Below are 26,225 nucleotides of genomic sequence, written 5' to 3'. Positions count from 1 at the left end.
CGCGATCGCCCGCCGCCCTCTGTGCTAAATCATCTGGTGCTAAATCATTAGGTTTATGAAGCTGCTGTGACCGGCATCTTCTACTCGGATTGTCCAGCGGCCGCGTCTGGATAAATCCGGCGTGAACCTGTAGCGACCCTGGCGATCGCTCGTCCCCCGTTGCCAGGGCACACTGGGATTCCCCGGCGCAAAGATCAACACCTGTGCGCCTGCCATCGGTTCCCCGGTGCTATAGTCGGCGATGATTTCCACCGAGACTATCTGAGCATTTTGGGGCAGCGTAGATTCGCTGTAGGTAATGCTCTCCCCCCGCACACCCCGCGCCTGCACGATGGCCCTTAAGCCGACTTCGTGGGCCAGGGCTGGAACGGCTAACGTGCCCAGCAGCAAGATCAGGCCGAGCGATCGCCCTAGATACTGCTTGACCCTGCCTTCTAGTCGCATGCGGTCACTCCTTCTGCACAATACAAGCTCCACCACGGATCAAGCTGATTGGTATCTGCTTCGCCCGTGCTGTGTCCCAGCAACTCTTCAAAACTGGAATTCACCCCGCCATAGCGCACATGCATGTGGATTGGGTCGCCGTGGGGAGCGCGGAGCGCCACATACTTGAAGCCACTACAAGCCGCATCTTCGGACACTAGCTCAAACAAATCCCAAATCGACGACTGAAAGCGGGGATAGTAGAACGGGTCAGGCGCGGCGCCGCGATAGGCATACTGACAATTCTCGGCGATCGCATTTTCGCCCGCCAGATCCCGATAGAAGGAAAATTGCTCCATCTGGTTAAAGACGATGCGCCCCGGATTTCTAGGGTCATTCAGCGAAGAGGGCACGGCTGTATCCAGTGTGAACACGCCATTCACGCCCAAAAACGGAACGCTGGAATTTGGAGAAACAACCGCTACGGGTTCGTTTGCCAATCCGCTGTGCCCACTCAGACAAGCCAGGGCCGTCAGGATTGCAACTGAAAGTTTTGGTAAATCGAGCGATCGCATAAACACCCATTTCCTCACAACTATCACTGGGACGATTATCTTTGGGACGACAGGTAGTCCCGTCGAATTAAGGCATAGACTACCGAGTTTGCGTTAAATTTGCGATGCCCCTGCTGAGGATGGGGATAATGTCGATTTGCGATTTTGGATTGGTGATTTTGGATTGGCGATTCTGGAATAGTGTTCTGGAATGGTGTTCTGGAATGGCGATTCTGGAGTGCCAGTCAAGCGTCTTCGGGGCTTCCGGCAATTTTACTCGTCGCGCCCCTCGGGAAAATGGCCAGCAGCTTGCTGCTCCCAGTAATTCCAAAAAATCCCATTGATTCCAAAAAAAAGAGGGAGCGATCGTCCCCTCTGGTTTTATATCCAATCAAAACTGTTTGCTTAGCCTAGCGACGACGGAACCCACCGCCCCGCATTCCGCCACCAAAGGACGGACGCGGACGGACGCTGCCAAAGCCACCGCCGGGGCGCACCGTAGTCTTCGGGCGGGGAGCCGTATTCGGGCGCAGGTTGGTGGAGCCAAACCCAGAGCCGCTGGGACGATTCACCGTCGTCTTGGGTCGAGCGGTCGCCGGGCGGGCCGTAGTGGGCACTCGCAGTTGCCCCGACGTGCGAAGCTGGCGATTACGCACCGCATTGGGCACGGTCTTGTTTTGCGCCTGATAGCGCTCAACCGCTTGCCCGTAGGTGCGACCATAGCCGCCGTAGCCCGTCATCACGCGACCAGGGACATAGGCAGGCGGGAAGTAGTAATGCGGCGTAAACAGCAGGCTACCCAGGGCTTGACCTGCCAGCGCTCCAGCAAAGGGCGACCAGAAGCTCGGCTCCTGGCGCACCACGACCACTTCCTGCCGCCCAGTCTGCGGATTCACCTGGGTTTCGGTGACGTTGTGGACATACTCAATCCGAAAGTCTTCCGTCAGGTGCAGCGAGGGCTGCCCGTTTTCGACCTTAAGGTAGCTCTTTTCGCCAGCGCTGATTTCTTCATCCGTCAGCCGCGCCATCGGCAGGTCGGCAGATTGGAACACTGAAGAGGTTCCTGGCGGCGTATTCAGCAGCATCAGCGTATAGTCGCCTTCTAGGTCGTTGTAGCTGGCTTGCTGCACAGGATACTTGCCATCGGGCAGCGTCGCTTGGGACGGCGCAGCGGCAACTATGGGCTGATCGGCAGGGGCGATCGCCCCCGAATCTCCCAGAGAGGACGAGCAGGCCAGCGTAGTGAAGGCGAGCGTAAAGGCTGCCGTGAGGGCAACCAGCTTGCGAAGCACAGAAAACTGCATCATGAGAATCAATGGGTGAAACAAAGAAGGGAACTTATCAGGCGTTGGGGTTGACAAGGGTTTGATAAAACAAGTGAACCGGGCTGAACGCTCAATAAAAAATCGGCAAAAATCGGCCCTGACTCTAATCTAAACCAGACGCAAGACCTGAACCAAGCGCAGTCCGTCACAGCGTCACAGGAAACAGGCTCGGCAAACAGGCTCGGTAAACAGGCTAGAAGTCTACAGGGGAACAAGTTCGGGGTAATGCTGCAATAGCTCGTCGTAGGTGAGTTCGTCGCCCAGTTGCGCCGGGGAAAAATGCACCTGAATCGCCCGCAGCTTTTCGTTGTGATGCAGGTTGATGATAGACTTTAGACCCATTCGCAGGGCGCTGGCGTTGGTTAGGTCGGTTTCCAGGGTAGGCACTTCGCCTTCATAGGCGACGGTGATCATTACCACCAAGTTTTGAGTAATGGGCAGAATCAGCGGCGTTTCTGCATCCTCGGTGTCCGAGTCCAGCAGTTCTGCACCGCTGCCATAGCGCTGGGCCGAGTCGGTAAAGAGTTCCGTCACGTAGTCGCCCGCTTCGCCCTCGTCCCAGAAAACATCGCCTTCGTTTGCGGCAGACTGCCAGTACGGTTCGTACTCTAGCAGGTGGTCGCAGAGGGTGACGAGTTCTTCCCCCAGCACGTCTAGGTCACCCTCGGCGGCGATCGCCCGCTGTCCAGCCTGGTTCAGCACGCCCAGCAGTGGCGCAACCTCGCGGCCGGCTAAGTGCAGAAAAATACGACACACGACAAACCGCGTTTTGCCGCTGAGTTGTTGAAAGCGATCGCGCAGGGGCATAGGAATCTAGATTTTTGGATTTTGGATTTTGAGTTTTGGGGTTTTGGATCTGGGGTTGGGTTAAGCAGCAAGATGGCTACCCCATTCATATTTTGTCATCTGGCTTCCTGTTTCCTCACCTATCAGCAGGGAGGATTTCCGCCATCAGCGCCCCAATTTGCCGAAGGTCTACGTTGCCGCCGCTGATCAGCACACCGACGCGCCCGGTAACCTGGGGCAAGTAGCCTTCGAGCAGGGCTGTGGCAGCCAGCGCTCCCGTCGGCTCGATCACCAGCTTCATCCGCTCCCACAGGAAAAACAGCGTCCGCAGTAGCGCGTCGTCGGGCACGGCCACCATGTCGTGAACGTAGTGCAGCACCAGGGGAAAGGTGAGGCTACCCAGCGCGGGGGTGCGTGCGCCGTCGGCGATCGTGTTGGGATTTTGCACGGTTTGCAGCGTTTTGGTATGAAACGAGCGGGTCGCGTCGTCTCCGGCTGCGGGTTCCACGCCAATCACCCGGCAACTTGGGGAAAGCGTGTGGGCGGCGATCGCACAGCCCGACAGCAGCCCGCCGCCCCCACAGCACACCAGCAGGTAATCCAGCTCGCCCACCTCTTCGATCAGTTCCTTTGCCGCCGTGCCCTGGCCGGCGATGACGTGCGGATGGTTGTAGGGCGGAATCACCACTGCGCCGCGCTCCTGGGCGATTTGCTGGGCCACTTGTTCGCGCACGGCTTCGGCGCGGTCATACAGCACCACCTTTGCGCCATAGCCCCGCGTGGCATCCTGCTTTACCTGGGGCGCATCGGCGGGCATGACGATGGTGGTGGGAATGTCCAGCAGCTTGCCAGAGAGGGCGATCGCCTGGGCATGGTTTCCCGATGAGTAGGTCAGCACGCCCCGCTGTTTCTCTTCGGGCGCAAGCTGCGACAGCGCGTTATACGCCCCGCGAAACTTGAACGCGCCCATCCGCTGCAAGTTCTCGCATTTGAAAAACACCTCGCAGCCCGTGCGATCGTTCACCGTGCGGCTGGTCATGACGGGCGTGCGGTGGGCTACGCCGGCCAGCCGTTCTGCCGCCGCTGCCACATCGGCGTAGGACACGGGCAACTCGTTGACCTGATTGGAAGTTGAAGCAGCAAGTGCCATTGCGATGTCCACCCGATTTTTTCTAAGCCTTTTCAATTTGTGACCGTAGCCATTCCATGTCCAGTTCAGAGAGCGCGGGGGGCGGCGGTGGCTGCCGGTAGTCAATCGACAAGTCATAGGCGGCCTCGTCGTAGATAGCCCTCAAAGCTGCCCCCAAATCAAGTGGCACCGCCTCATCGGGCGCTTGCAGCGGCACTGGAAGAGTGGGTAGCTCATCCGCAAGGGCGATCGCCCAAACCTCCACTAATCCAGAATGGGCGCGAGTCAGCGTTACCAGATAAGGCACCGCAGGCAAGCGCGGATGATTATACGGACGAGCGCCTCGCCGTAGCAAATCGATCTCAATCAAATGCACATTGGCTTGATAGAGCCGTTGCCGCTTGCGGCGATATTCGCTCAATCCAGGTTCTCGCTTATTGACCGGAGACAGAATTTCAATGCAGCTAATCAACCGATTCTGAGCCGTATCGCGAATCTCGATGGTTGGAATGCGAACTTCGACGGGTAGAAGCAGCGGCAGGGTTAGGAGGGCAGGCGTGGTTGCCGTTGCGCCTTGGGACGCTCGGCCTGTTTGGCGACTCGCCTCAGTCGGCTGCACCTGAAGCACTTCTACATCAGGATACAAAATGCCGATTTCACTCTCTGGCGACGTATCTTCGACCAGGTACACTTCCAGTCGCGCTGTGTAGCGAGGGCGCAGCAGCGGCACGAGCATTTGCCGAATTTTGTTGGCAAGGGCGTTGTGTACATCTGACCAGAGATAGCCTTCAAGATAGGGGTCCATTCCAGGAAAAGGCGACGGCATGGCTAAAGCATCCGAATCAACTATCCGAATTAACTATCCAAATCAATCATTCAAATCACAGCCCAGTCATTTTTTCGATCATAACGGCACTCCAGATCGCTAAAAGCGTGAATTTGACGAGAGCTTGCAAGAATCTTCAGACTTTTCGATCAATTCCTGAATTATGCAAGTTTTTCCTGGAGAATATTCGAGAATTGCTTCTGGAGACAACTTGCAATGGCAAAAAAGAAGGGCAAGGGAAAAGGTGTTAACTACTCCTCACCCTATGGTGACGGCGTGGACTGGGACGTAGACGACTATTTACCCGTTTGGGAACTGCCAGAAGGCGAAACATTTAGCCCCATCGAGCCGCTATCTTTTAACGCGGATTTGCAGGGACGATCTCAGCTTTTTCTGCCGCTGTATGTCAACAATGACGGCATTGGCAACGATACAGACGGATTTAACACGATTACCCTATCGCTCGATCCAGCAGATACAGTCGGTTTTACTCAGGAAACTTATATCTTGAAAGAATCATGGAATGCAGAAGTGTTGAATTGAGACATAAAACTTTACATTCAACCCTACGAAGCTCCTACGAGTGTCTCTGGCAGCAGATCGTAGCTCCAATGGACAATCGAACAACGACGACTCAATTCAAGTTGCAAATAGCGCAACTTATCTAGTAATTGATGACCATAAAACTCTGGAATTTCTATCAATTGCAGAATCAGATAGGCAATCAACACCATGTAGATTTGAATGGTGACTCCATTGACACTCTTAGAGATTAGTTTATCTACAGAAGTGTTGAATTGAGACATAAAACTTTACATTCAACCCTACGAAGCTCCTACGAGTGTCTCTGGCAGCAGATCGTAGCTCCAATGGACAATCGAACAACGACGACTCAATTCAAGTTGCAAATAGCGCAACTTATCTAGTAATTGATGACCATAAAACTCTGGAATTTCTATCAATTGCAGAATCAGATAGGCAATCAACACCATGTAGATTTGAATGGTGACTCCATTGACACTCTTAGAGATTAGTTTATCTAGCTTCAAGTGCATCTTTAGAAACTTCCACAGCACTTCTATCTGCCACCGATGGCGATAGACTTCACTAATCTCTTCATTCGTCATCAGTTCTACATTGGTCGCCAGCCGAAACTCCGTTTGGCTCTCTAAGTCACAAAACCAAACCACTCGATATCGCTCATGCTCAAACTCGGTCTTCATCGTGTTCTTAAGGCGGACAACAAAGCGAGTCTGATCCTGGCTTAATTGGTCAAGGAAATCCCAACTGGCAAAGCCTCTATCCATGACGCCGATGGCATCTTCAGGAATCATTCCTGTCACTCTGTCAGCAAATTTTGCGTCATGTCCTTGACCAAAATGAATCAGGCATTCACTGGGATTACCTTGCGTTAAGTTGACTCCATTAAGCAATTTGACTTGATGATAGCCTTGCATCCAGAACAACTTGCTTGTCAATGTGATGACCGTTGAATCAATGGGAAACAGCATCTGTGCTGTCGCTGGATTTTTTTGTTTTAGCTGTCTTATGAGCTCAGCGTAGATGCGACAAAAGTGTTCATCCTGTCGAGTCTTGCAGGCTTTAGAAAAGGTGGAAATATCAACCTTGATTCCTGCTTTGTTGAGACGATAAAACAGGCTTCTCATGCTCGTTAAACCCTGGTCTAAAACGAAGGTCAACCAGATTTCAAAGAATAAGCGAGAGTTCAAAACAGGATAGTTATGTGGGCACAACTGCTTGAGTATCGGTTTGACAAGCGCAGGAAATGACACTAGCATCTTAAACATTGTTTTTGTTTGCTGGGGGCTAGAATACAATATTCTGCCCCCATTTTTTGTATGTTGAGCTATCTTTCAACACTTCTGGTTGACTCCATTAAGCAATTTGACTTGATGATAGCCTTGCATCCAGAACAACTTGCTTGTCAATGTGATGACCGTTGAATCAATGGGAAACAGCATCTGTGCTGTCGCTGGATTTTTTTGTTTTAGCTGTCTTATGAGCTCAGCGTAGATGCGACAAAAGTGTTCATCCTGTCGAGTCTTGCAGGCTTTAGAAAAGGTGGAAATATCAACCTTGATTCCTGCTTTGTTGAGACGATAAAACAGGCTTCTCATGCTCGTTAAACCCTGGTCTAAAACGAAGGTCAACCAGATTTCAAAGAATAAGCGAGAGTTCAAAACAGGATAGTTATGTGGGCACAACTGCTTGAGTATCGGTTTGACAAGCGCAGGAAATGACACTAGCATCTTAAACATTGTTTTTGTTTGCTGGGGGCTAGAATACAATATTCTGCCCCCATTTTTTGTATGTTGAGCTATCTTTCAACACTTCTGCATGGAATGCAATCGCTGGTGATGTTTTCACAGACCCTTATCGATTTTCCTATCCTCAACCAGAACAATTGGCAGATTACCTGTCAAAAACATTTTTAGTTGATGGTGCTAGTCGCCCATTCAACACGCCTCGCCTCATTCCTGGTGGACGCTTCAAGGAAATCATCATTATCATCGAAGATGCTCAAAGCCCGTTGCCTATTCAGCTTGGAGCAGAAAATAACACCGTTCCCGGCAGCGGCATTGGCAACACTAGCGGCATCAATGTGATTTATGCGGGTGCAGGTAGCGACACAATTGACACAGGCGCTAGCGATGATACCGTGCGGGGCGAAGAGGGTGACGATTGGCTAGTAGGTGGCAATGGCGACGACATGCTCTACGGTGAAGCTGGTAATGACTTGCTGCGGGGCAGCAATAGCCGAATTACAGATATTCAAAATTCCAGCTATACCCGCCCAGCAGGTGACTATCTAAATGGTGGTACAGGCAACGATACGCTTTATGGCGAGGGAGGCTGGGACACAATTGATGGGATGGAGGGCGATGATCTAATCTACGGCGACAATCCTGACCCTGGCTTGGATAACCCTGATTCTGAAAACCCTTTTACAGACGAACAAGATGTTTTAAGCGGGGGTAACGGCAACGATGTTATTTTTGGCGGAGCTGATAACGACAAGTTATTTGGTGATGCAGGGGATGATTACTTATCGGGTGGCCCTGGAAAAGACAGTTTAGAAGGCGGAGATGGGCGCGATCGCTTCGATTTCTACACCTATCGTCCTGGATTTAATGATGACGATTTTATTCGTGACTTCAGCCTGGCAGACGATACAGTTGGTATTTACATAGGAACCGCAGAATCGTCTAGCTTTCGCAACGTTGGGCTGACTGTCAACAGCGCTATTTTATCCAGCCAGTTTGTCATTGGCAGCAACGCAACTACAGCCAACCATCGCTTCATTCTTACCTTAAGTAGCTTTGGTGATTCTTCCGCATCCTTGTTTTTCGATCCCGATGGCTCTGGCCCCACCGAGCAGATTAAGCTAGCCGATCTCAGCAGCGGTGATGGCTCAAGTCTCAGCAATTTCAACCACACGTACATCGTCACCTTTGACGACACGCGCCGCCGCCCAGCGCCCAGCAACCCCCTGCCGCTAGCGCCCAGCGTGCAGTTTGCCCAAAGCACGCTGCTGATTAACGAAACCGCAGGCGTTGCGACTATCACGCTGAATCGCACCGGAACGCTGGCGGGATTGTCTCAGGTCAGCGTGGCGATCGCCGGTGGAACAGCAACTCCCGATGTAGATTTCGGCGCTGCCCCATTTCCGCAGACGATCACGTTCGGCATTGGCGAATCCCAGAAGACGATTGAAATTCCCATTCTGAGGGATGCATTTGTAGAAGGAGATGAAACAATTCTGCTATCTCTTTCCCCCGTAAATAACCCCTTTGCAGGAACACTGGATACGCTGATTGGGAATGTAAATTTAGCAACCGTTACCATCCAAGATGCAGGCGCAACGAATGGAAATGATCTGCTGATTGGCACGCCGCAGAAAGATGCGATCGCCGGACTGAACGGCAACGACACGATTTTGGGACTGGGCGCAAATGACACCCTCACGGGCGGGCGCGGCAACGACACGCTGTTTGGCGGCGCGGGCAACGACACGCTGCGCGGCAACCAAGGGCGCGATGTGTTTGCGCTAGAGCGGGGGCCGGGGTCGATCCGCGTTCTGGATTTTCAGGATGGGGGCGATCGCCTCGGACTCACCCCCGGACTTCGCTTTCCCCGGCTGAAAATCGTGCAGCAGGGCAGCGGCTCCAGCGTCAGCACTCGCATCAGCCTCGGCAACGACCTCCTCGCCATCCTCCCCGGCATCGCCAAAGCCCAAATCACCAAAGCCGATTTTGTCTCGATCCGCCTGCCTGCAATTTAGCCTGCATCCTGCGTTCCCACCTCCCAAGCTCGTAAAGTCCTGTTGCAAACCTGAGATGACCCACGCAAAATGCGATAGCTTGTAGGTAAGCAGAAATACGCATTAACTCCGTCGCGTCCTCTGCTGATGACCCTCGTTAAATTCCCTCTTCGCTGCAATTTGGTAGGGAGACACCGTTATGACATTCAAGAAGATTTTGGCGGCACTCGATCAATCTCCACTGGGGCAATCGATTTATGAACAGGCGCTAGAGCTGGCGAAAACGCAAAACGCTGAGCTAATGCTGTATCACGCATTGAACCCTGATTTGATCTTGGGCCCGATGCTGCTGCCAGGCGAAATGGGGCTAGCTCCGCAACTGGTGACCCAAGCTTATGAGGCGCAGCAAAACTACCTGGATCGGCAAACCCAAGAGGTGCGCGACTGGCTGAATGATCTGTGTCAAGGGGCGATCGCCCAGGGTGTGTCTACCCGATTCAGCTATCGCTGCACCGATGCGGGACGCGGCATTTGCGACTTGGCGAAAGAGTGGAATGCGGATTTGGTGCTGCTGGGTCGGCGCGGCCGCAGCGGCTTGGCGGAAGCCCTCCTGGGCAGCGTCAGCAACTATGTGTTGCACCATGCCCCCTGTGCGGTGTTGGTGTTGCAAACGACACCCACGCCCTCGACTGCCCTACAGTCCGACGTGGCGCAGACCGATTTGGCGAAGACCGCGCCCTTGTCTTAGATAGAACATGAGTTCGACTCAGACGCTTGGCAGGAATCCTCAAGGTCATAGAAGATTTGGATGGAATCGAGGCGCGATACGATGAAAGTCATGGCTGGGCTGTTTCAACTTCAAGTCCAGCCTCAGCATTTCTTTGAAACGTTTCTACCCTCGAACTCACGTTAATACCTCAGAGGGTGTTTGAAAAGGTATCGCCTGTAATGTCAAGCACTCAGAGATCCCCCCTAGCCCCCCTTGAAAAGGGGGAAAACCGCCTTAAAGTCCCCCTTTTTAAGGGGGATTTAGGGGGATCTTGCACGCTTTGCTACAAACAGTAGGACTTTTCAAACGTCCTCTCACGTTAATACATAGGTGCAGCAGCGTGGGCAATAGGAATTGGCGTAACCCCCTTCCTTGTCTAACGGGAGCCAACCATGAGCCATCGTACTGCACCTGCTACGCCTGCTGCGTCTCCGCGTCGCCAGCGCCCCCTGCTCTGGGTGGGTCTGGTCGGTGTGCTAGCGCTGCTGGGCGGCGTGGTTTATCCAGAACTGCGAAACTCTGGAATTTACCGCAAGGGCGAGTCCGCCTACCAGACAGGCGACTGCCCAACGGCGATCGCCCAATTTACTCGCCTGCAAGACCTCAACGCCAAAAAATACGTGACTCGCGCCATCCCACTGCGCGGCGAATGCGAACAATTTTTGAAAATTGGCACGGATCAAGCAGCGGCTGGCCCCAGCGCCACGCTGGTCAGCTACAGCCAGTTTTTGACATTCAACCCCGACACTGCCCTCCTCGAAACTGTCCAACAGCAGACCAGGACGCTGTTTCAGCAGCATAGTCCCGACGCGCTGGCCGATGAAAAAGTCTGTTCCAGCATGACGGCGCTGATGAACCAAAACCTCATAGTTGACCCCGCAACCCAAGCCCCAGCGCTCCACTTCGCCTGTGGCAAAAAGGATGAGGCGCAAAAAGATTACGCGGGCGCGATACAGCACTACGGCAGCGTGCTGAACGACTATCCCAACGCCGCCGAAGCGCGAGATGCTGAAGCGGCGATCGCCCGCACGCTGGTTGCCCAAGCCAATGAAACAGGCGCAGGCAAGATTCCGCCGCCGCAACCCCTGGGGTCTTCCGGCAACAGCAGCAGTGTGGTAAAAATTCGCAACGACTCGCCCAATGTATTACGCATTGTCTTTAGCGGGCCAGAACCGCAGTTTGCCGAATTGCCGCCCTGCCGCGACTGTCAGGTATACAGCACGCCTCCCCGATCCTGCCCCGAAAAAGGAGCAGAGGGAACCTATACCCTCAAGCCTGGGCAATACAGCGTGCTGGTGCGGGCCGCAGACGACAGCAGCGTTACGCCGTTTACGGGCAACTGGTCGATGCAGCAGGGCAAAGCCTACAGCAGTTGCTTTTATCTGGTGCGGCGGCGCGTGTAGAACGCACTGGGCCACGCAGAAACAAAGTCTGGGTTAGGGAGGGCGATCGCCCTCTTTTTTGTGACTGCTGCGACGATTGATACAAAACTTTATGGACTGCTATTGAGAACTATTCCGATTTGTGGGGTAGGCTTCTTACTGAGGATATTTCTCATTAATCCTCGATGACTTGCAGTTCCTAACATGTGAGGACAGTTGTCTTTATGCAAACCTACGATAATCCCGATGTGAAATATGACTGGTGGGCCGGCAATGCCCGCTTTGCCAATCTCTCTGGATTGTTTATCGCAGCCCATGTGGCCCAGGCTGCACTCATTACCTTTTGGACCGGTGCTTTCACCCTGTTTGAAATTTCCTGGTTTGACCCAACGCGCTCAATGGGGGAACAGGGACTGATCCTGCTGCCACACCTGGCCACGCTCGGTTTGGGCATTGGCAGCGGCGGCGAAGTGGTTGATACCTATCCTTACTTTGTAGTAGGGGCCGTGCATCTCATTTCGTCAGCCGTTTTGGGTGCAGGAGCGCTGTTCCATACCTTCCGCGCCCCCGAAGATTTATCCGCTGCGTCGGGTCGCGCCCGCCTCTTCGACTTTAGCTGGGATAATCCCAAACAACTTGGGATGATTCTCGGACATCACCTGCTGTTTTTGGGTGCAGGAGCGCTGCTGCTGGTTGCCAAGGCGATGTATTGGGGCGGACTGTATGACGCAGCCACGCAAACGGTGCGCTTGGTGACAAACCCAACCCTCGACCCCGCTGTGATTTATGGCTACCAGACCCATTTCGCCAGCGTCAATAATCTGGAAGATTTGGTCGGCGGGCATATCTATGTGGGTCTGATGCTAATTGGGGGCGGAATCTGGCATATCCTGGTGCCGCCACTGGACTGGGCCAAGAAGGTGCTAACGTTCTCCGGAGAAGCGATCTTATCCTACTCGCTGGGCGGCATTGCGCTGGCCGGCTTCGTCGCTGCCTACTTCTGTGCGGTCAATACGCTGGCCTATTCCGTCGAGTTCTACGGGCCGCCGCTAGAGGTCAAGCTCGGTGTTGCGCCCTATTTCGCAGATACCGTTGAGCTTCCAATGGGGGCGCACACCTCGCGCTGTTGGCTGGCAAATGCTCATTTCTTCCTGGCGTTTTTCTTTTTGCAGGGTCACCTGTGGCATGCGCTGCGGGCAATGGGCTTCGATTTTCGCCGTGTGGAACGGGCGCTGAATACGATTGAGGTGTAGGCTTGCAGCACAGGCTTGGACTATAGACTTGAACTGTAAGCTAAAGTGCAGGCAAAAATGCAGGCAGTTTGCAAGATTGCCAAACACTTAGCGGAATGTGATCATGAGTGTCTATGGCTCCAACGATCCATTGAGAGATGAGAACACTTTTCTTTAGAACGTTCAATGGATAGAAGTCGGAGAAACTATGGCGAAGATTGGGCTATTTTTTGGAACGCAGACGGGCAACACGCAAACCATTGCAGAACAAATTCAAAAGGAATTTGGCGGAGATGGCGTAGTGGAACTGATCGACATTGCCGATGCCAGCCCTGAGGATTTTGAAGCGTATGAGTGTGTGATTGTGGGCTGTCCGACGTGGAACATTGGCGAACTGCAAAGCGATTGGGAAGGATTCTATGACGAGCTAGATGCGATCGCCTTTTCTGGCAAGAAGGTTGCGTACTTTGGCGCGGGCGATCAGGTCGGCTATGCAGACAACTTTCAGGATGCGATGGGCATTTTAGAGGAAAAGATTTCGTCGCTGGGAGGCACAACGGTCGGCTACTGGCCAGTCGATGGCTATGACTTCAACGAATCGAAAGCGGTACGCAATGGCAAGTTTGTAGGACTGGCGATCGACGAAGATAATCAGTCTGACCTGACGGACGAGCGTGTAAAGACCTGGGTTGCTCAGCTCAAGCGGGAATTTGGGGTGTAAGAGGGTGTTTGAAAAGGTATCGCCTGTAATGTTAAGCACTCAGAGATCCCCCCTAGCCCCCCTTGTTAAGGGGGGAAACCGCCTTAAAGTCCCCCTTTTTAAGGGGGATTTAGGGGGATCTTGCACGCTTTGCTACAAACAGTAGGACTTTTCAAACATCCTCTAAGAGTGCAAGGCTTTTCAAGATTTCCTAAAAGCCGTTTTTCGTAGCGTAGCAGGCATTAGGATTGGGATTGGGATTTGGCGTTTAGCATCCTCCCGACTCCCCCTCTGCCCAATGCCTTGCAACTCAAATGCCAGATGAGGAATGCCAGATGAGGCTAAAAGTCTAATTGACTTAAATTCTCATCTAGCGGCTCCATTCGTGTTTATCTTGCAAGGAATTCTGTATGTCTTCATCGCCCGATGCACTGTGGCTCAACGTCAGCCCTGCGCTGCAAAAATTCGATCGCCCGCTGCTAAAGCATCTGGCGCAACATGGGGCGATCGCCCACTGGCAATATTGCCAGACCCAGGACGAAGCCGTGTCGATGGCAGCAGCGCTGGTGCTACTGCACGACTATCTCAAGCAGGGCGATCGCCCGGTGCATCTGCTGGGGCACGGCATCAGCGGCGCACTGGCCCTGCTCTATGCGCGGCGGCATCCCGAACGAGTGCGATCGCTCACCCTGCTCTCCGTCGGCGTATACCCGCTGGTAGACTGGCAGGCGCACTACTACAGCCGCTTTGCTCTGCTGCCCTGTAGCCGCGAAACGGTGCTGGCGCAAATGGTGCCCACCCTGTTTGGGCGACAGTCCTGGCCAGTCACGCAAAACTTGATTCAGCTTTTGGAAAAAGACCTGGACAACTCACTGTCGCCCCACACGCTATATCGGCGGGCAAGCTTGTTTCCTGGCGGAGTGCCCGTGCCGCTGCTGGTCTGCGGTGGCTCAGAAGACGCAATCATCGACCCCAACGCACTGGACGGCTGGCGACCCTGGCTCAAAGACGAAGGCTTCTTCCCAAAAGATGAAACAGGCTGGACTCCACCGGGCGATCGCCTGTGGCAATGTCCGGGTGGGCGCTATTTCTTTCACTATCACTTTCCCCAGTCCACGGCTGAGCAAATTCTAGACTTTTGGCAATCCTTCTCGCGTCTGCCTGTCCAACACCCTGCATTCGAGATTGCGTCTGCGGGCTAGAGTGAAACCTTCAGTCATGAGTACCTCACTCCTTACAGCTATGCTTACCAACATCGTTCTCAAATGAATCCTCTCTGTATTCTTGGAATTTGGCTGGTCACGGTCTGCTTTTGTCTGTCCGTTTGTTTTGCAATTCAGGACGGGATAGCGCGACTCAGGCGACTGCATCAGGTTCCGTGCAGCCGCTGTGCTTACTTTACTGGGGAGTATCACTTGAAATGTGCGGTGCATCCCAGAAGTGTTGAATTGAGACATAAAACTTTACATTCAACCCTACGAAGCTCCTACGAGTGTCTCTGGCAGCAGATCGTAGCTCCAATGGACAATCGAACAACGACGACTCAATTCAAGTTGCAAATAGCGCAACTTATCTAGTAATTGATGACCATAAAACTCTGGAATTTCTATCAATTGCAGAATCAGATAGGCAATCAACACCATGTAGATTTGAATGGTGACTCCATTGACACTCTTAGAGATTAGTTTATCTAGCTTCAAGTGCATCTTTAGAAACTTCCACAGCACTTCTATCTGCCACCGATGGCGATAGACTTCACTAATCTCTTCATTCGTCATCAGTTCTACATTGGTCGCCAGCCGAAACTCCGTTTGGCTCGGGTGCATCCCAGTCTTACAAGACTCAGGATGAGAATTGACCATTGAGATAAGCGCAGCGATGGCGAAGGACTTGTGGAACGTTGTCTTCCTTCCACTGAGCGCCTGAAATTTTCACCCGCCTACCAATTTGCTTGATAGTCGACTCCACGGCACCCGAGCCAATTGAAATCCCCTCAGCTTGGTAGTAGCTGTAGTTAACGATACGGAGCCGATGCTTAGCCAGATAGCCGATAAACTGGTCTACCCGCTCATGGGACCAGTCGTCGAATAGCCTAACCGCCCCATCCACATCCCCTTGCCACAAGCAGGCTTCGACGGCATCAAGACGCTGTTGAGACCCACCCACGTTACCCAAATTCTCCATCAGGTGGTACCAGTCCAAGATCTCAAGGCGCTCGCTGCGATGCCCGATCTGTGAAAACAGGTTCCAGATGCCGTCGTGACCATCCCCAAGACAAACGAGGGGATGCGCTAAGGGCTGCTGGTTGAGCCAGTTGACCAAGCTGTCGTTGTCTTTGTAGAAGGCGCTAATGCTGCACTGATGCAGGTTTACCCCCTTGTAATCGCGCCACTGGCAGGGCTGCCCCTGAGGAGTCCGCAGACGGACTTTGCCCCCGTCTAAGCTCATTTCCTTAACCCCGCCGTCCACCGCTGGTGGCTCTAGGTCTTGACGATGCACCAGCCGTTGCTGGGTACTCCCTGACACGCACACCCCGGTGAGCACAGCGATATCGTCGGCAGCTCGCGCATAGGCTTCGTTGGCACTCAGCAGCAAGCAGCACGTCTCAACCTGAGGACTCCACTGGGTGCGGGCCTTGACCTTAAGCCGCTGGCTCTGGCGCTGACTCAGACTTAAGCGTCCGACGATACTCTGGATGTGCCGCTTTCGCCCAGAGCTTGTGCCGCTGCTTGTGCAGATAAAAAATTTCCGATCTCAGGCCCCACATACTCCAGTAGGTGGTCACGAACGGCGACTTCGATCCCGGCCAATGTTTTGACTTGTTCAGGGTCTGTCTCGTCGTAAAGCAACTCCGCTAACGCCAGTGCATGGGCTTTGATTTGGGCTTCCTTGGTGGCATCCATCGCTTCAACTATCCTTAGAGCAACTGCTCTGAGCCTACGGCGTCTGCCCTTAATCTGCACTAAGCACTTCTACTCATTGCATAACTGGGATGCACCCTTTGGCTCTCTAAGTCACAAAACCAAACCACTCGATATCGCTCATGCTCAAACTCGGTCTTCATCGTGTTCTTAAGGCGGACAACAAAGCGAGTCTGATCCTGGCTTAATTGGCCAAGGAAATCCCAACTGGCAAAGCCTCTATCCATGACGCCGATGGCATCTTCAGGAATCATTCCTGTCACTCTGTCAGCAAATTTTGCGTCATGTCCTTGACCAAAATGAATCAGGCATTCACTGGGATTACCTTGCGTTAAGTTGACTCCATTAAGCAATTTGACTTGATGATAGCCTTGCATCCAGAACAACTTGCTTGTCAATGTGATGACCGTTGAATCAATGGGAAACAGCATCTGTGCTGTCGCTGGATTTTTTTGTTTTAGCTGTCTTATGAGCTCAGCGTAGATGCGACAAAAGTGTTCATCCTGTCGAGTCTTGCAGGCTTTAGAAAAGGTGGAAATATCAACCTTGATTCCTGCTTTGTTGAGACGATAAAACAGGCTTCTCATGCTCGTTAAACCCTGGTCTAAAACGAAGGTCAACCAGATTTCAAAGAATAAGCGAGAGTTCAAAACAGGATAGTTATGTGGGCACAACTGCTTGAGTATCGGTTTGACAAGCGCAGGAAATGACACTAGCATCTTAAACATTGTTTTTGTTTGCTGGGGGCTAGAATACAATATTCTGCCCCCATTTTTTGTATGTTGAGCTATCTTTCAACACTTCTGGGTGCATCCCTGTCGGGCGCTGTCGGAATTAGCAATCGGCTGCACGGATTATGAACTCAAGACAATGCCACAGCCTGCAATCCTTCAAGGCGCTAATCTGATTAGACATCTGATTAACCAAATGTCGAATCGATTGGGTCGGTTTCCCAAGTTCCTTGGGCAGCGCAGATCGCTCAAGCGTTTTGCAAAACCTGGAGTTTCTGAGTACCAATCTGACGGGACTTTCTGATTTTGGATTTTAGATTGACGATTTTGGATTGCCAACTCAGGGTTCTGCAAGCGGGTGCATCCCAGTTACGCAAATTCGCCCTCATCCCCAAGCCCCTTCTCCCAAGTCGGAAGAAGGGGAGCAAGAGAGGCTTGAAGTCCCTCTCCCAGAGCAGGAGAAGGATTTAGGGTGAGGGGTACAAAAGTGAGATGCACTCTTGCAGGACTCTTAGCCATCTCATGCAGTGATATAGAAGAAAGTTTTGTTATTGAGCCCGGTATAGCGCTGGTTTCATGGCGCGGGTTTCAGCCAGTTTTAATGACTGCTTGTAGGAAAACTGCACCTCTGGTTCTGTGGTATAACGTTAGAAAATGATAATCATTCTCATAGCTGCTCTCATAGCTACTAGCTGCTTTTCTAATCGTTTTCCCACTAGACCTGTACCTGAGGATGAGTACTATGACCCCTGCCAAAGCAACCTGGCAACACGCAAGCTCAGCCATTCGCTATGTCTCTCCAAAACGCATTTCCATTGTTGTTGCGTCAGCGATCGCCCTCGGTTTGGGCAGTTGCACCACTGCTTCCACCAGCAACAATGCCGAATCTCAGCCGCCGACAGCCGCCGATACGCCAGAACTCCGGGTCGTCACTACGTTTATCCCAATGACCCAGTTCACAAAGGCCGTGGCGGGCGATCGCGCTGAGGTCACCCAACTGCTGCCCACCAATGTTGGCCCGCACGACTATCAAGCCCGCCCCGAAGATGCCCAGCGGATTGCCCAGGCCGATGTGTTGGTGAAAAACGGTCTGGAAATGGAGTCATTTTTGGACAGCCTGATTGAAAATGCAGGAAATTCAGATCTGAAAGTGATTGACTCCAGCGCTGGCATTGCCACAATTACGACTGAATCTATTGAAGGAGAGGCGCACGATTACGGGCACAGCCATAGTCATGATCACGCTCATGCTCATGATCACGCTGAAGAAGCAGCAAGCCAACCAACCGCCCATCGCCACAATCACGGTGAGTTTAACCCGCACATCTGGCTCGATCCGAAGCGGGCAATTCAACAGGTTGAAACTATTCGCGATGGGCTGATTGCGGCCGATCCCGATGGGCAAGCTGTTTACACCGCCAATGCAGCCGCCTACATTCAGCAATTGCAAGCGTTGGATGAGGAGATTGCTCAACAGCTCCAGCCGTTTGCCAACAAAACGTTTGTTGCCTTTCATGACTTTGCGCCTTACTTTGCCGAAAGCTATGGGCTAAAGGCTGAGTTTCTAGTGGATGTGCCCGATGTCAACCCATCGCCCCAAGACGTGAAGCGCGTCATGGATACGGTAAAAGCCAGTAATCTAAAAACGCTGCTGACGGAGCCTCAAAGTGGAGAAGATGCGTTTGCGGCGATCGCCCAAGACCTGGACGTGAATATCAGCACCTTTGACCCTATGGAAACAGGTGGCCCCGAAGCCTTGCAGCCGGACTACTACATCGCCACCATGCGGCAGAACGTGAAGGCGCTGGTGTCTGCGTTTACAGACGGATCAACGCAATCGGTCTTGCCACACTGGACGATTCAGAAAACCAGCGCTGTGTTGCCGCAGCGAGTCAGTCTGAGGTTCTAGCCCGCCGTCTAACTTGCTGTCTAGCCCGCCGTCTAACTCGCTGTCCAGCCCACAGTGCAACAAATCTTAGCGCATCAGGGCAGGGCCAACGATGCTCTGCTGGGATAGGATGGCTCCTTCGGCGAGTTTGATAGAGCCGAAGGTCAAACCCGCAAAACCCAGCGCCATCAGCATTGCCAGGACAGCAAACCCGATCCAGCCGCCATGCTCTGCTTCTGCGGGGTTGCTGGATCTTTCTGCGACAGAGAATGGGGACGGGTCGGGTGTTGCATCGATTGACAATCCGGGAGCATCAGTGGTGTAGAACATGGGAGCGTTTGGAGGGGGTTGTAGACGGGGTTGTAAAGGAAGTTATAGAGGGGTGTCGAGGCGTACCTTTGGCTGACGAGCTATCGCTTTGGAGCCATAAATTATTTATAGGACGAAAAGGGCGATCGCTCTATTCAGAAAAGTTAAGGAGTTGAGCCGGAAAAAAGTCCTTAACTTTTCAGTATCGCGCTGACCGGGGCGATCGCTCTATAACCAAAGCATCGAACGAAACGCACCTCACACTACCTCACTTCCAGGAGACACAACCATGAATCTGACCTACCGTGGCACCGAATACATCGCCAGCAACCAACTGCCCACTACCAGCCAAAGCTTCAACGGATGTTATCGCGGCGCAGAGATGACGATGCACTCCCCCTCTAAACTGCCTGCACAGGTGTTTGTAAATCTGACCTATCGCGGCGCACAATATCGTGCCGAAGCAAAGCCCAGTTTTGTTCCTGAGAACGTTCTGGCTATCTAAACTAGGCGGTTCTAGATCAGTTTCTTGAGCGCCTGACGGACGTTCCAGCAGATTTTTACCCAAATTTCCCACACAAGTAAATGGCGATCGCTCTTTTTGGAGGGCGATCGCTTTTTATTTGAACTTATCTACTCAACATACAGAACTTACTCCACTTGCTAAATGACCAATCCAAAATTGCAAATCCAAAATCCAAAACCTGTATACCCTTCCAGCCACCAAAAATATGGCAGTACGGGAGGGCGAGACATCCACGCCTCCCGATTATCCGACCTTACATTTAAGGAGAAATCTACATGGAATCGATGCAAACCGAACGGTTCACTGCAACCTATATCGAGGAGATTCCCCCCAGCGACATGGCCATGACCGAACTTTCTGAGGCTGATCTGGATGAGTGCGCGGGCGGTCTGAGCCTGGGCGATTTCAGCAGCCTAATGGACGGGTCATCCAGTTTCTTTGGGCAAGAACGGCTGTCTCTGGGCCAGGCGACCTTTGCGGGCCCAAATGGTAGCGGCACGATTTCGACCCTCGACTTCGAGCGCACGATTTCTGGCGCAAATCGATTCACGTCCCTCGGTAAATAGATAAGTCTACAGGGGTCACTGCTGGTGTCGTGCGATCGCCCTTTTGAGTCGATTAACGCGCCAGTGTGACCCTGTGCAGCAAAACGCCTAAGTGTTGAATGTTGTCAACGCGCCAGTATGACCCCGTGCAGTAAAGCGCCTAAGTGTTGAATTCGGACAGTCCCATGTCTCATGCGCCTCAGTTTTATCCGGCGGAACCACCCCCATCCACCGCTGCTCCCGTCGAGTTGTCAGAGCAAGATCTAGAGCAAATTTCAGGCGGGGTCGATTTATCCCTCACCTTGGTCAGATTTGATGGCAGCGATGAACTGTCTTTGGTATCTACTGAGTCGGACTACGCGGCTCTATCGCAAGCCAGCCAGTCTTCGCAGACGCGCTTCTCCGTGTTCCAGATTCATCTGACGGGATTCGACTCAACGAATAGTCTGATGAAAGCATTGTCCAGCATTGGCAGGCTGTTTGGCTATTAGAGACTGGATCTTGTCCATTCCTTATTTCTTGCTCTCATGGCGATCGGGAGGTTGTCAATGACTTGTTTGTTGCTTGAGGAACTGGATTCCTCAGATTTGAACTGGCTAGTGCAAGCCGCAGTGTATCGCAGCGTTCCCGCAGAAACGCTTTTGGTGGATTCTGATCAGCCGTCCGACCATGTGTTTTTGATTCTCGAAGGCATGGTGGCGATCGCCGCACCGATACGGCAAGAGGCAATCGCCTACTCGTCCAAGAAGCCCTCCTCTGCCGAATCCGGGGAAATATCATGGACAATCACCACCCTTTCGCAAATCCTGCCGGGTGACTTTGCCAGTCTCGCTACGATTCTAGATTCCAGATCGCTTCCTTACTCAGTCATTTCTGAGTCCCCGTGCCAGGTTCTTTGCATTCCGCGTGCCGTGCTGCTACAAAAGCTCCAGGAAGACGCAAGCTTTGCGTCCCGGTTTTATCGAACCGTTGCGCTGCTGATGTCGGCTCGAAATCGGCGGCTGGTGCGCGAGTTCGAGTATCAAAACCTTCCCATCCGGCGATCGCCCTTGCGACAATCCATTACCTTATTTGCCGAATTGCAGGATAGCGATCTGGACTGGCTGGCAACGGTGGGAATGGTTCAATCCCTGCCAGCGCAGACGGTGCTGCTGTCTACGGGGCGATCGCCCGATGCGTTGCATATTGTCCTGGAGGGAGCGCTGCTGCTGAGCCAGCCTGTCGAAATGTCTAGCCTGATTGCCCAAACGCTTGCACCTGCTGAAAATCCCTCTGCACCCCATCAAGAAATTGCACGGCTGTCGCGGGGCGATCTGGTGGGCGAGATGCAGTTGGTCAATGCCCATGACCTAACGCTCTGTGCCAGCGCTCTGCGCGATTCGCAGGTGTTGTCGATTCCGCGCTGGCGACTGGCGGCAAAACTGCTGCACGATCCTAGCTTTGCTGCGCGGTTTTACCGGGTGCTGGCAACATTACTTGCTACGGAATATGAGGCAATGCTGCATCAGCTTTATGCCGCAACCCTGGGTTCCGCAGACGAAAGGACAGAACTGATGGGCGATCGCGACGATTTGAGTAGCCGTTTACTGACCCGCATTTCTCTTGCCGAAGCGCGGTTTGAGTGGCTGCTCAAGCGAATCCAGGCGCAACAAGAAAACGGGAGGGACTTGCAATGGTAATGCCAGAAAATCGTTTGCCAGATTCTTTATCTAGTTCATTAGGCGGTCATGCATCTGCGAGTCCATCTCCAGCAAATGCAAAGACCTCAAATGCAAAGTCCTCAAATGCAAAGTCCTCAAATGCAAAGTCCTCTGCAAAAAACAAGCTGTTTCGCACTGAGGCGCTGGAGCGGAGCGCCTCTCCGGAGCAGCTCGATCAACTGGTGCAGGTTGTCAGTCCCAAGCGCTGGCTGTCCTTACTCGCGCTGGGTACGATTGTAATCGGCGGTGCGGTCTGGAGCGTGCTGGGTCGCATTCCCATTACTGTTCCAGGACAGGGGGTTTTAGTGCCCCTTCCCGTTGCCCAGTTAGGGCCCGATCAATGGCGCGTTGATCCGAGTCAAATCATTCGCGTTCAGGTTCCCACGTCTGGGCGCTTGCTGACGCTGCCTGTGCGAATGGGCGATCGCGTCCAGCCCGGTGACGTACTGGCAACGGTGGATCAGTCGGAACTCAAGCAGCAGTTGCAGCTTTCGCGAGAAAAGCTGGCCCAGCTTCAGCGGCAGGATGAGGAAGCCCGCACCGCCCAACTTCAGCGCGATCGCTTTGAACAGGCGGCGATCGCCCAACAGCGGCAAGCACTCCAGCAGAGTCTACGCACGGTGCAATCCCTCACGCCCGTCATCCGCGAAAAGGGCATCGAAGCCATTCAGCAGGAGCGGATTGCGCTAGAACAGCGGCTCCAAGCCCTGCGCGACCAGTTGCCCACCTACGAACAGCGTTGGCAAGCCCGCCAAACAGCCCACGAAGAAGGCGCACTGTCTCGCGATATGGTGCTGCAAGCAGAGCAGGAATACCTCAACGCCCGCGCCCAGCTAAATCAGGCAGAATCCCAACTCAAGCAGCTTGACGTAAAGGAAGCCGATGCCCAACGTGAGTATCTCCGCAGCGAAAACCAGAGTAATGAGTTGCAGGCGCAGATCAAGAACCTGGAAACCCAAGCGGCAGCGCGACGAGAGCAGAATTTAATCACCAATACGGTGCGGCAAAAGGAGATCCAGGAAACCCAGCGGGCGATCGCCCAGCTAGAGCTACAGCTTCAGAAAAACAGCGAAATCACCAGTCCCTACGACGGGCAGGTGCTAGAAGTCTCTGCCAAACCAGGCGAGCGGATAGAGGCGGGCGCAAGCATCCTCACGCTGTCGGCTCAGGGCGATGCTACGCCGCTGGTTGGGGTGATGTTCTTACCCGTCAGCGAAGGTAAGAAAATTATGCCAGGGATGGCCGTACAGCTTACGCCTACCACCGTTAAGCGGGAAGAGTATGGCGGCATTCAAGGGCGGGTATTTGAAGTCTCCAAGTTTCCGCTGACCCGGGCCGGAGCCGCCAGTCTGGTCGGCAATCCCGATATCTTACCTGCCTTGATGAATGAGCAGCCCCATCTGGCTGTTTTCGTGCGGCTGGAAACCCGCGAATCGGGGCGGCAGTCTGACGACACGCTCCAGTATGTCTGGTCGTCTTCTAACGGGCCGCGCCAGGCGATCACAGCAGGCACAACGGCGACTGGGCGCATCACCACCGAAGCGCGATCGCCCATTTCCTACGTGCTGCCCATTTTCAAATCGCTGACGGGGATGAACTAGGGCGTGCTTTAAAGCCCTTCGATCCCCCCTAGCCCCCCTTAAAAAGGGGGGAACCGAGCCGAACCACTCCGGAAGTCCCCCTTAGTAAGGGGGATTTAGGGGGATCGACTCAAGGCAATCAACGACCTAGAAAGTTTTAAGACACTGCCTAGCATGACTCCACAACTTCTACAACCTTCCCCCCCAAGCTGGACCCAGCGATTTCAAAAGGTTTCCCAAGCCCTCCAGCAGGCTTCCCAGCACTGCAAACAGCTTCCCCAACACCTCCGCCAGCTTCCGCACACGCTTCGGCAACTGCCCACCACCCTCTGGGGGCACGGCCGCATCTATCGCGTTCCCACGGTGCTGCAAATGGAGGCGGTGGAATGCGGAGCCGCATCGCTAGCGATGATTTTGGCCTATCACGGGGCGATCGCCTCTCTTGCAGAATTACGTCAAGCCTGTGGCATCTCTCGCGACGGCAGCAAAGCCTCGAACTTACTCAACGCCGCCCGCAGCTATGGGCTGGATGCAAAAGGCTTCAAGCTAGATCTTGCCGGACTGCAACGGTTGAGGCCACCGTTTATCGTCTACTGGAATTTCAACCATTTTTTGGTCGTGCAAGGGTTCCATCGCCAGCGGGTCTATTTGAACGATCCGGCAACGGGCCCGCGCACTGTTTCTTTGGACGAATTCAGCGAAGCGTTTACGGGCGTAGTGCTGACCTTTGCGCCGGGTGCTGAGTTTCAAAAAGGTGGACAAAAACCAAGCGTGTTGCGGGCGCTGAAGCAGCGGCTGCGGGGTTCCGTCGGTTCGCTGATGTTCTGTGTTGCCGTAGGATTTTTGCTGGTGTTGCCTGGGCTAGCAATGCCCGCCTTCTCTCAAGTGTTTGTGGACGAGGTGCTGCTGCAAGGACGACAGGACTGGCTGCGTCCGCTGGTGTTCGTGATGCTATTCACTGCGGCGGTCACCGGGCTGCTCACACGCTTGCAACTTCAGCTACTCCGTCGTTTGCGAGTCAAGCTGGCAATGGGGATGTCCAGCCGTTTTCTCTGGCATCTGCTTTACCTTCCGGTTAGCTTTTATGATCAGCGCTTTGCGGGTGAAATCAGCAGCCGCGTTCAGCTAAACGATCGTCTGGCAGGCTTGCTGTCGGGTCAGCTTGCAACGACGGTAATCTCTGCGGTCATGGTCATCTTCTATGGACTGGTCATGTGGCAGTATGACAGTATCCTCACGCTAATCGGAGTCGCATTCGTTTGTATTAACCTGCTGGCATTACAGGCGGTATCTCGCTTCCGTACCGATACCAATCTCCGGCTGATGCAGGAACAGGGCAAGGTAAACGGCGTGGCAATGTCTGGCTTGCAAAGTATCGAAACGCTCAAGGCATCCGGTCTAGAATCAGACTTTTTCACGCGCTGGGCCGGCTACTATGCCAAGCTACTGAATGCGCGTCAGGACATGGATAGCCTCAATCAAAAACTCGGCGTGTTGCCCACGTTTCTGACCAGCCTCAGCACCATGCTGTTGCTCGTTGTCGGTGGTTTCCGCGTTATGGAGGGCTACCTCAGCATCGGGATGCTGGTGGCGTTTCAATCCCTGATTCAGCAGTTCATGCAGCCTGTCAGTCAACTGATTCGGCTGGGCGGCGATTTTCAAGATTTGGAAGGGACGCTGACCCGCCTAGATGATGTTTTGCAGAATCCCAAAGATCCGCTTTTAGAACAGCACATGACACCCACCTACAACTCACCTGCCATGTCTCACGCCACTCCTGCTTCGGAACAGACCCATTCTCTCGCCGCCTCTCCCGCCCTCACCAAACTTGAAGGCTATCTAGACATTCACAACCTCACCTTTGGCTATAGCCGCACTGCACCGCCGCTGATTGAAAACTTCTGTTTGTCGCTCCAGCCCGGTCAGCGGGTTGCGCTAGTGGGCGGCAGTGGTTCCGGCAAATCGACGATTGCTAAACTGGTGTGCGGACTCTATCAGCCCTGGGCGGGCGAGATTTACTTTGACGGACAGCCGCGCCAGGGACTTCCGCGTTCTGTGCTGGCAAATTCCCTGGCAATGATTGAGCAAGAGGTGCTGCTGTTTGCAGGCAGCGTGCGCGACAACCTGACCCTGTGGGACACAACGCTTTCCGATCAACAGTTGATTCAAGCCTGTCGGGATGCTGCGGTACACGACATTATCTTATCCATGCCAGGGGGCTATGGGGCGGAACTGTCGGAAGGCGCAACGAACCTCAGCGGCGGACAGCGGCAGCGTTTGGAAATTGCGCGGGCGCTGGTTAGCAATCCTTCAATTCTGGTTATGGACGAGGCGACAAGCGCCCTAGACACAGAAACGGAACGCATCATTGATTACAACCTGCGGCTACGCGGATGCACCTGTCTCATCGTGGCGCACCGCCTCAGCACCATTCGAGACTGTGATGAAATCATTGTGCTGGAACGCGGAAAAGTGGTTCAGCGAGGCAGCCACGATCAACTTAAGACGCAGGAAGGGCCCTATCTCCAGCTCATTCGCAGCGAAGGCGGCTCGATTGAATAACTTGCAGATCGTGTTGCTGACCGTATTACAGATCGCAATGCAAATTGCATTGCAA

25 protein-coding genes and 1 pseudogene are annotated in these 26,225 nt (G+C 53.5%); 14 read left to right on the top strand and 12 right to left on the bottom strand.

Annotation, left to right across the window (positions count from 1 at the left end; genetic code table 11):
• Window positions 1–39: 39 nt before the first annotated feature.
• The 6 genes from JTM80_RS20150 to JTM80_RS20125 form a co-directional block, all read right to left on the bottom strand.
• Entirely contained in the window at window positions 40–444 is a 405-nt protein-coding gene (locus tag JTM80_RS20150; RefSeq protein WP_172356625.1) for a carboxypeptidase-like regulatory domain-containing protein, read from the bottom strand.
• Window positions 435–998 carry a hypothetical protein gene (locus tag JTM80_RS20145; protein ID WP_172356627.1) on the bottom strand — a complete coding sequence of 188 codons (564 nt, stop codon included), beginning with the start codon at window positions 996–998 and terminating at the stop codon, window positions 435–437. Before JTM80_RS20145 ends, JTM80_RS20150 begins: the two co-directional genes overlap by 10 nt.
• 389 nt (window positions 999–1,387) lie before the next feature.
• Window positions 1,388–2,284, bottom strand: a complete 897-nt coding sequence (locus JTM80_RS20140; protein WP_205370179.1) for a hypothetical protein — start codon at window positions 2,282–2,284, stop codon at window positions 1,388–1,390.
• Between the two features lie 219 nt (window positions 2,285–2,503).
• Complete coding sequence (locus tag JTM80_RS20135) at window positions 2,504–3,103, bottom strand: DUF1517 domain-containing protein (RefSeq protein ID WP_172358953.1); 600 nt, start codon at window positions 3,101–3,103, stop codon at window positions 2,504–2,506.
• A gap of 121 nt (window positions 3,104–3,224) precedes the next feature.
• Entirely contained in the window at window positions 3,225–4,238 is a 1,014-nt protein-coding gene (locus tag JTM80_RS20130) for a threo-3-hydroxy-L-aspartate ammonia-lyase (RefSeq protein WP_172356629.1), read from the bottom strand.
• A 22-nt stretch (window positions 4,239–4,260) separates the two neighbouring features.
• Window positions 4,261–5,022: a DUF4058 family protein gene (locus JTM80_RS20125; protein WP_205370176.1), complete on the bottom strand. Its 762-nt coding sequence runs from the start codon at window positions 5,020–5,022 to the stop codon at window positions 4,261–4,263.
• A 237-nt stretch (window positions 5,023–5,259) separates the two neighbouring features.
• Between JTM80_RS20125 and JTM80_RS20120 the strand changes: the two genes are divergently transcribed.
• Complete coding sequence (locus JTM80_RS20120; RefSeq protein ID WP_205370175.1) at window positions 5,260–5,586, top strand: hypothetical protein; 327 nt, start codon at window positions 5,260–5,262, stop codon at window positions 5,584–5,586.
• Window positions 5,587–5,609: 23 nt separating this feature from the next.
• Here the strand turns inward: JTM80_RS20120 and JTM80_RS20115 are convergent.
• Window positions 5,610–5,825: pseudogene (locus JTM80_RS20115) on the bottom strand (hypothetical protein); the annotation flags it as partial.
• Window positions 5,826–5,867: 42 nt separating this feature from the next.
• Window positions 5,868–6,842 carry a transposase gene (locus tag JTM80_RS20110; protein WP_205371237.1) on the bottom strand — a complete coding sequence of 325 codons (975 nt, stop codon included), beginning with the start codon at window positions 6,840–6,842 and terminating at the stop codon, window positions 5,868–5,870.
• 626 nt (window positions 6,843–7,468) lie between these two features.
• Here JTM80_RS20110 and JTM80_RS20105 point away from each other — a divergent pair.
• The 6 genes from JTM80_RS20105 (at window position 7,469) to JTM80_RS20080 (ending at window position 14,610) form a co-directional block, all read left to right on the top strand.
• Window positions 7,469–9,346 (top strand): Calx-beta domain-containing protein, encoded by a 1,878-nt coding sequence (locus tag JTM80_RS20105; RefSeq protein WP_205370173.1) that lies wholly within the window; start codon window positions 7,469–7,471, stop codon window positions 9,344–9,346.
• A gap of 178 nt (window positions 9,347–9,524) precedes the next feature.
• Complete coding sequence (locus JTM80_RS20100) at window positions 9,525–10,073, top strand: universal stress protein (RefSeq protein WP_172356635.1); 549 nt, start codon at window positions 9,525–9,527, stop codon at window positions 10,071–10,073.
• Between the two features lie 413 nt (window positions 10,074–10,486).
• Complete coding sequence (locus JTM80_RS20095; protein ID WP_172356637.1) at window positions 10,487–11,497, top strand: hypothetical protein; 1,011 nt, start codon at window positions 10,487–10,489, stop codon at window positions 11,495–11,497.
• 203 nt (window positions 11,498–11,700) lie between these two features.
• Window positions 11,701–12,729 (top strand): chlorophyll a/b binding light-harvesting protein, encoded by a 1,029-nt coding sequence (locus JTM80_RS20090; protein WP_205370172.1) that lies wholly within the window; start codon window positions 11,701–11,703, stop codon window positions 12,727–12,729.
• Between the two features lie 187 nt (window positions 12,730–12,916).
• Window positions 12,917–13,429, top strand: coding sequence for a flavodoxin FldA (gene fldA / locus JTM80_RS20085; RefSeq protein ID WP_172356641.1), 513 nt, complete (start codon window positions 12,917–12,919; stop codon window positions 13,427–13,429).
• Window positions 13,430–13,818: 389 nt separating this feature from the next.
• Window positions 13,819–14,610 (top strand): alpha/beta fold hydrolase, encoded by a 792-nt coding sequence (locus tag JTM80_RS20080; protein ID WP_172356643.1) that lies wholly within the window; start codon window positions 13,819–13,821, stop codon window positions 14,608–14,610.
• A 273-nt stretch (window positions 14,611–14,883) separates the two neighbouring features.
• Here the strand turns inward: JTM80_RS20080 and JTM80_RS20075 are convergent, their stop codons facing one another.
• From JTM80_RS20075 to JTM80_RS20065, 3 genes are all read right to left on the bottom strand, one after another.
• Complete coding sequence (locus JTM80_RS20075; RefSeq protein WP_205370171.1) at window positions 14,884–15,234, bottom strand: transposase; 351 nt, start codon at window positions 15,232–15,234, stop codon at window positions 14,884–14,886.
• Window positions 15,235–15,250: 16 nt separating this feature from the next.
• A protein-coding gene (locus JTM80_RS20070) for an ISKra4 family transposase (RefSeq protein WP_205370170.1) occupies window positions 15,251–16,311 on the bottom strand; the annotation gives its coding sequence in 2 pieces (ribosomal slippage) (window positions 15,251–16,155 and window positions 16,155–16,311; 1,062 coding nt in all).
• Window positions 16,312–16,370: 59 nt separating this feature from the next.
• Window positions 16,371–17,057 carry a transposase gene (locus JTM80_RS20065; RefSeq protein ID WP_205370169.1) on the bottom strand — a complete coding sequence of 229 codons (687 nt, stop codon included), beginning with the start codon at window positions 17,055–17,057 and terminating at the stop codon, window positions 16,371–16,373.
• 745 nt (window positions 17,058–17,802) lie between these two features.
• Between JTM80_RS20065 and JTM80_RS20060 the strand changes: the two genes are divergently transcribed.
• Window positions 17,803–18,969 carry a metal ABC transporter solute-binding protein, Zn/Mn family gene (locus JTM80_RS20060; protein WP_172356645.1) on the top strand — a complete coding sequence of 389 codons (1,167 nt, stop codon included), beginning with the start codon at window positions 17,803–17,805 and terminating at the stop codon, window positions 18,967–18,969.
• A gap of 66 nt (window positions 18,970–19,035) precedes the next feature.
• On the opposite strand, the gene JTM80_RS20055 is transcribed toward JTM80_RS20060, so the two are convergent.
• Window positions 19,036–19,278 carry a hypothetical protein gene (locus JTM80_RS20055; protein ID WP_172356647.1) on the bottom strand — a complete coding sequence of 81 codons (243 nt, stop codon included), beginning with the start codon at window positions 19,276–19,278 and terminating at the stop codon, window positions 19,036–19,038.
• Window positions 19,279–19,546: 268 nt separating this feature from the next.
• Between JTM80_RS20055 and JTM80_RS20050 the strand changes: the two genes are divergently transcribed.
• The 6 genes from JTM80_RS20050 to JTM80_RS20025 all read left to right on the top strand — a co-directional run bounded on the left by JTM80_RS20050 (window position 19,547) and on the right by JTM80_RS20025 (window position 26,170).
• Window positions 19,547–19,762 (top strand): DUF4278 domain-containing protein, encoded by a 216-nt coding sequence (locus JTM80_RS20050; protein ID WP_172356649.1) that lies wholly within the window; start codon window positions 19,547–19,549, stop codon window positions 19,760–19,762.
• Between the two features lie 296 nt (window positions 19,763–20,058).
• Window positions 20,059–20,349 (top strand): CTB family bacteriocin, encoded by a 291-nt coding sequence (locus tag JTM80_RS20045; protein ID WP_205370167.1) that lies wholly within the window; start codon window positions 20,059–20,061, stop codon window positions 20,347–20,349.
• Window positions 20,350–20,513: 164 nt separating this feature from the next.
• A complete protein-coding gene (locus tag JTM80_RS20040; RefSeq protein WP_172356653.1) occupies window positions 20,514–20,819 on the top strand; it encodes a hypothetical protein in 306 nt (101 codons plus the stop codon).
• Between the two features lie 57 nt (window positions 20,820–20,876).
• The gene (locus tag JTM80_RS20035; RefSeq protein WP_205370165.1) at window positions 20,877–22,007 is read left to right on the top strand and encodes a cyclic nucleotide-binding domain-containing protein; all 1,131 of its coding nucleotides are present in this window, start codon (window positions 20,877–20,879) and stop codon (window positions 22,005–22,007) included.
• 203 nt (window positions 22,008–22,210) lie between these two features.
• Window positions 22,211–23,629, top strand: coding sequence for an NHLP bacteriocin system secretion protein (locus JTM80_RS20030; RefSeq protein ID WP_205370164.1), 1,419 nt, complete (start codon window positions 22,211–22,213; stop codon window positions 23,627–23,629).
• Window positions 23,630–23,980: 351 nt separating this feature from the next.
• Window positions 23,981–26,170 (top strand): NHLP family bacteriocin export ABC transporter peptidase/permease/ATPase subunit, encoded by a 2,190-nt coding sequence (locus JTM80_RS20025; protein ID WP_315874822.1) that lies wholly within the window; start codon window positions 23,981–23,983, stop codon window positions 26,168–26,170.
• Window positions 26,171–26,225: the final 55 nt, after the last annotated feature.

It is taken from the genome of Thermoleptolyngbya sp. PKUAC-SCTB121 (genome assembly GCF_016919485.1).
In the GTDB taxonomy this organism is placed as follows: domain Bacteria; phylum Cyanobacteriota; class Cyanobacteriia; order Elainellales; family Elainellaceae; genus Thermoleptolyngbya; species Thermoleptolyngbya sichuanensis.
Note: the sequence above shows the minus strand (reverse complement) of the source record. Positions and strands in the feature narration are given on the sequence as shown.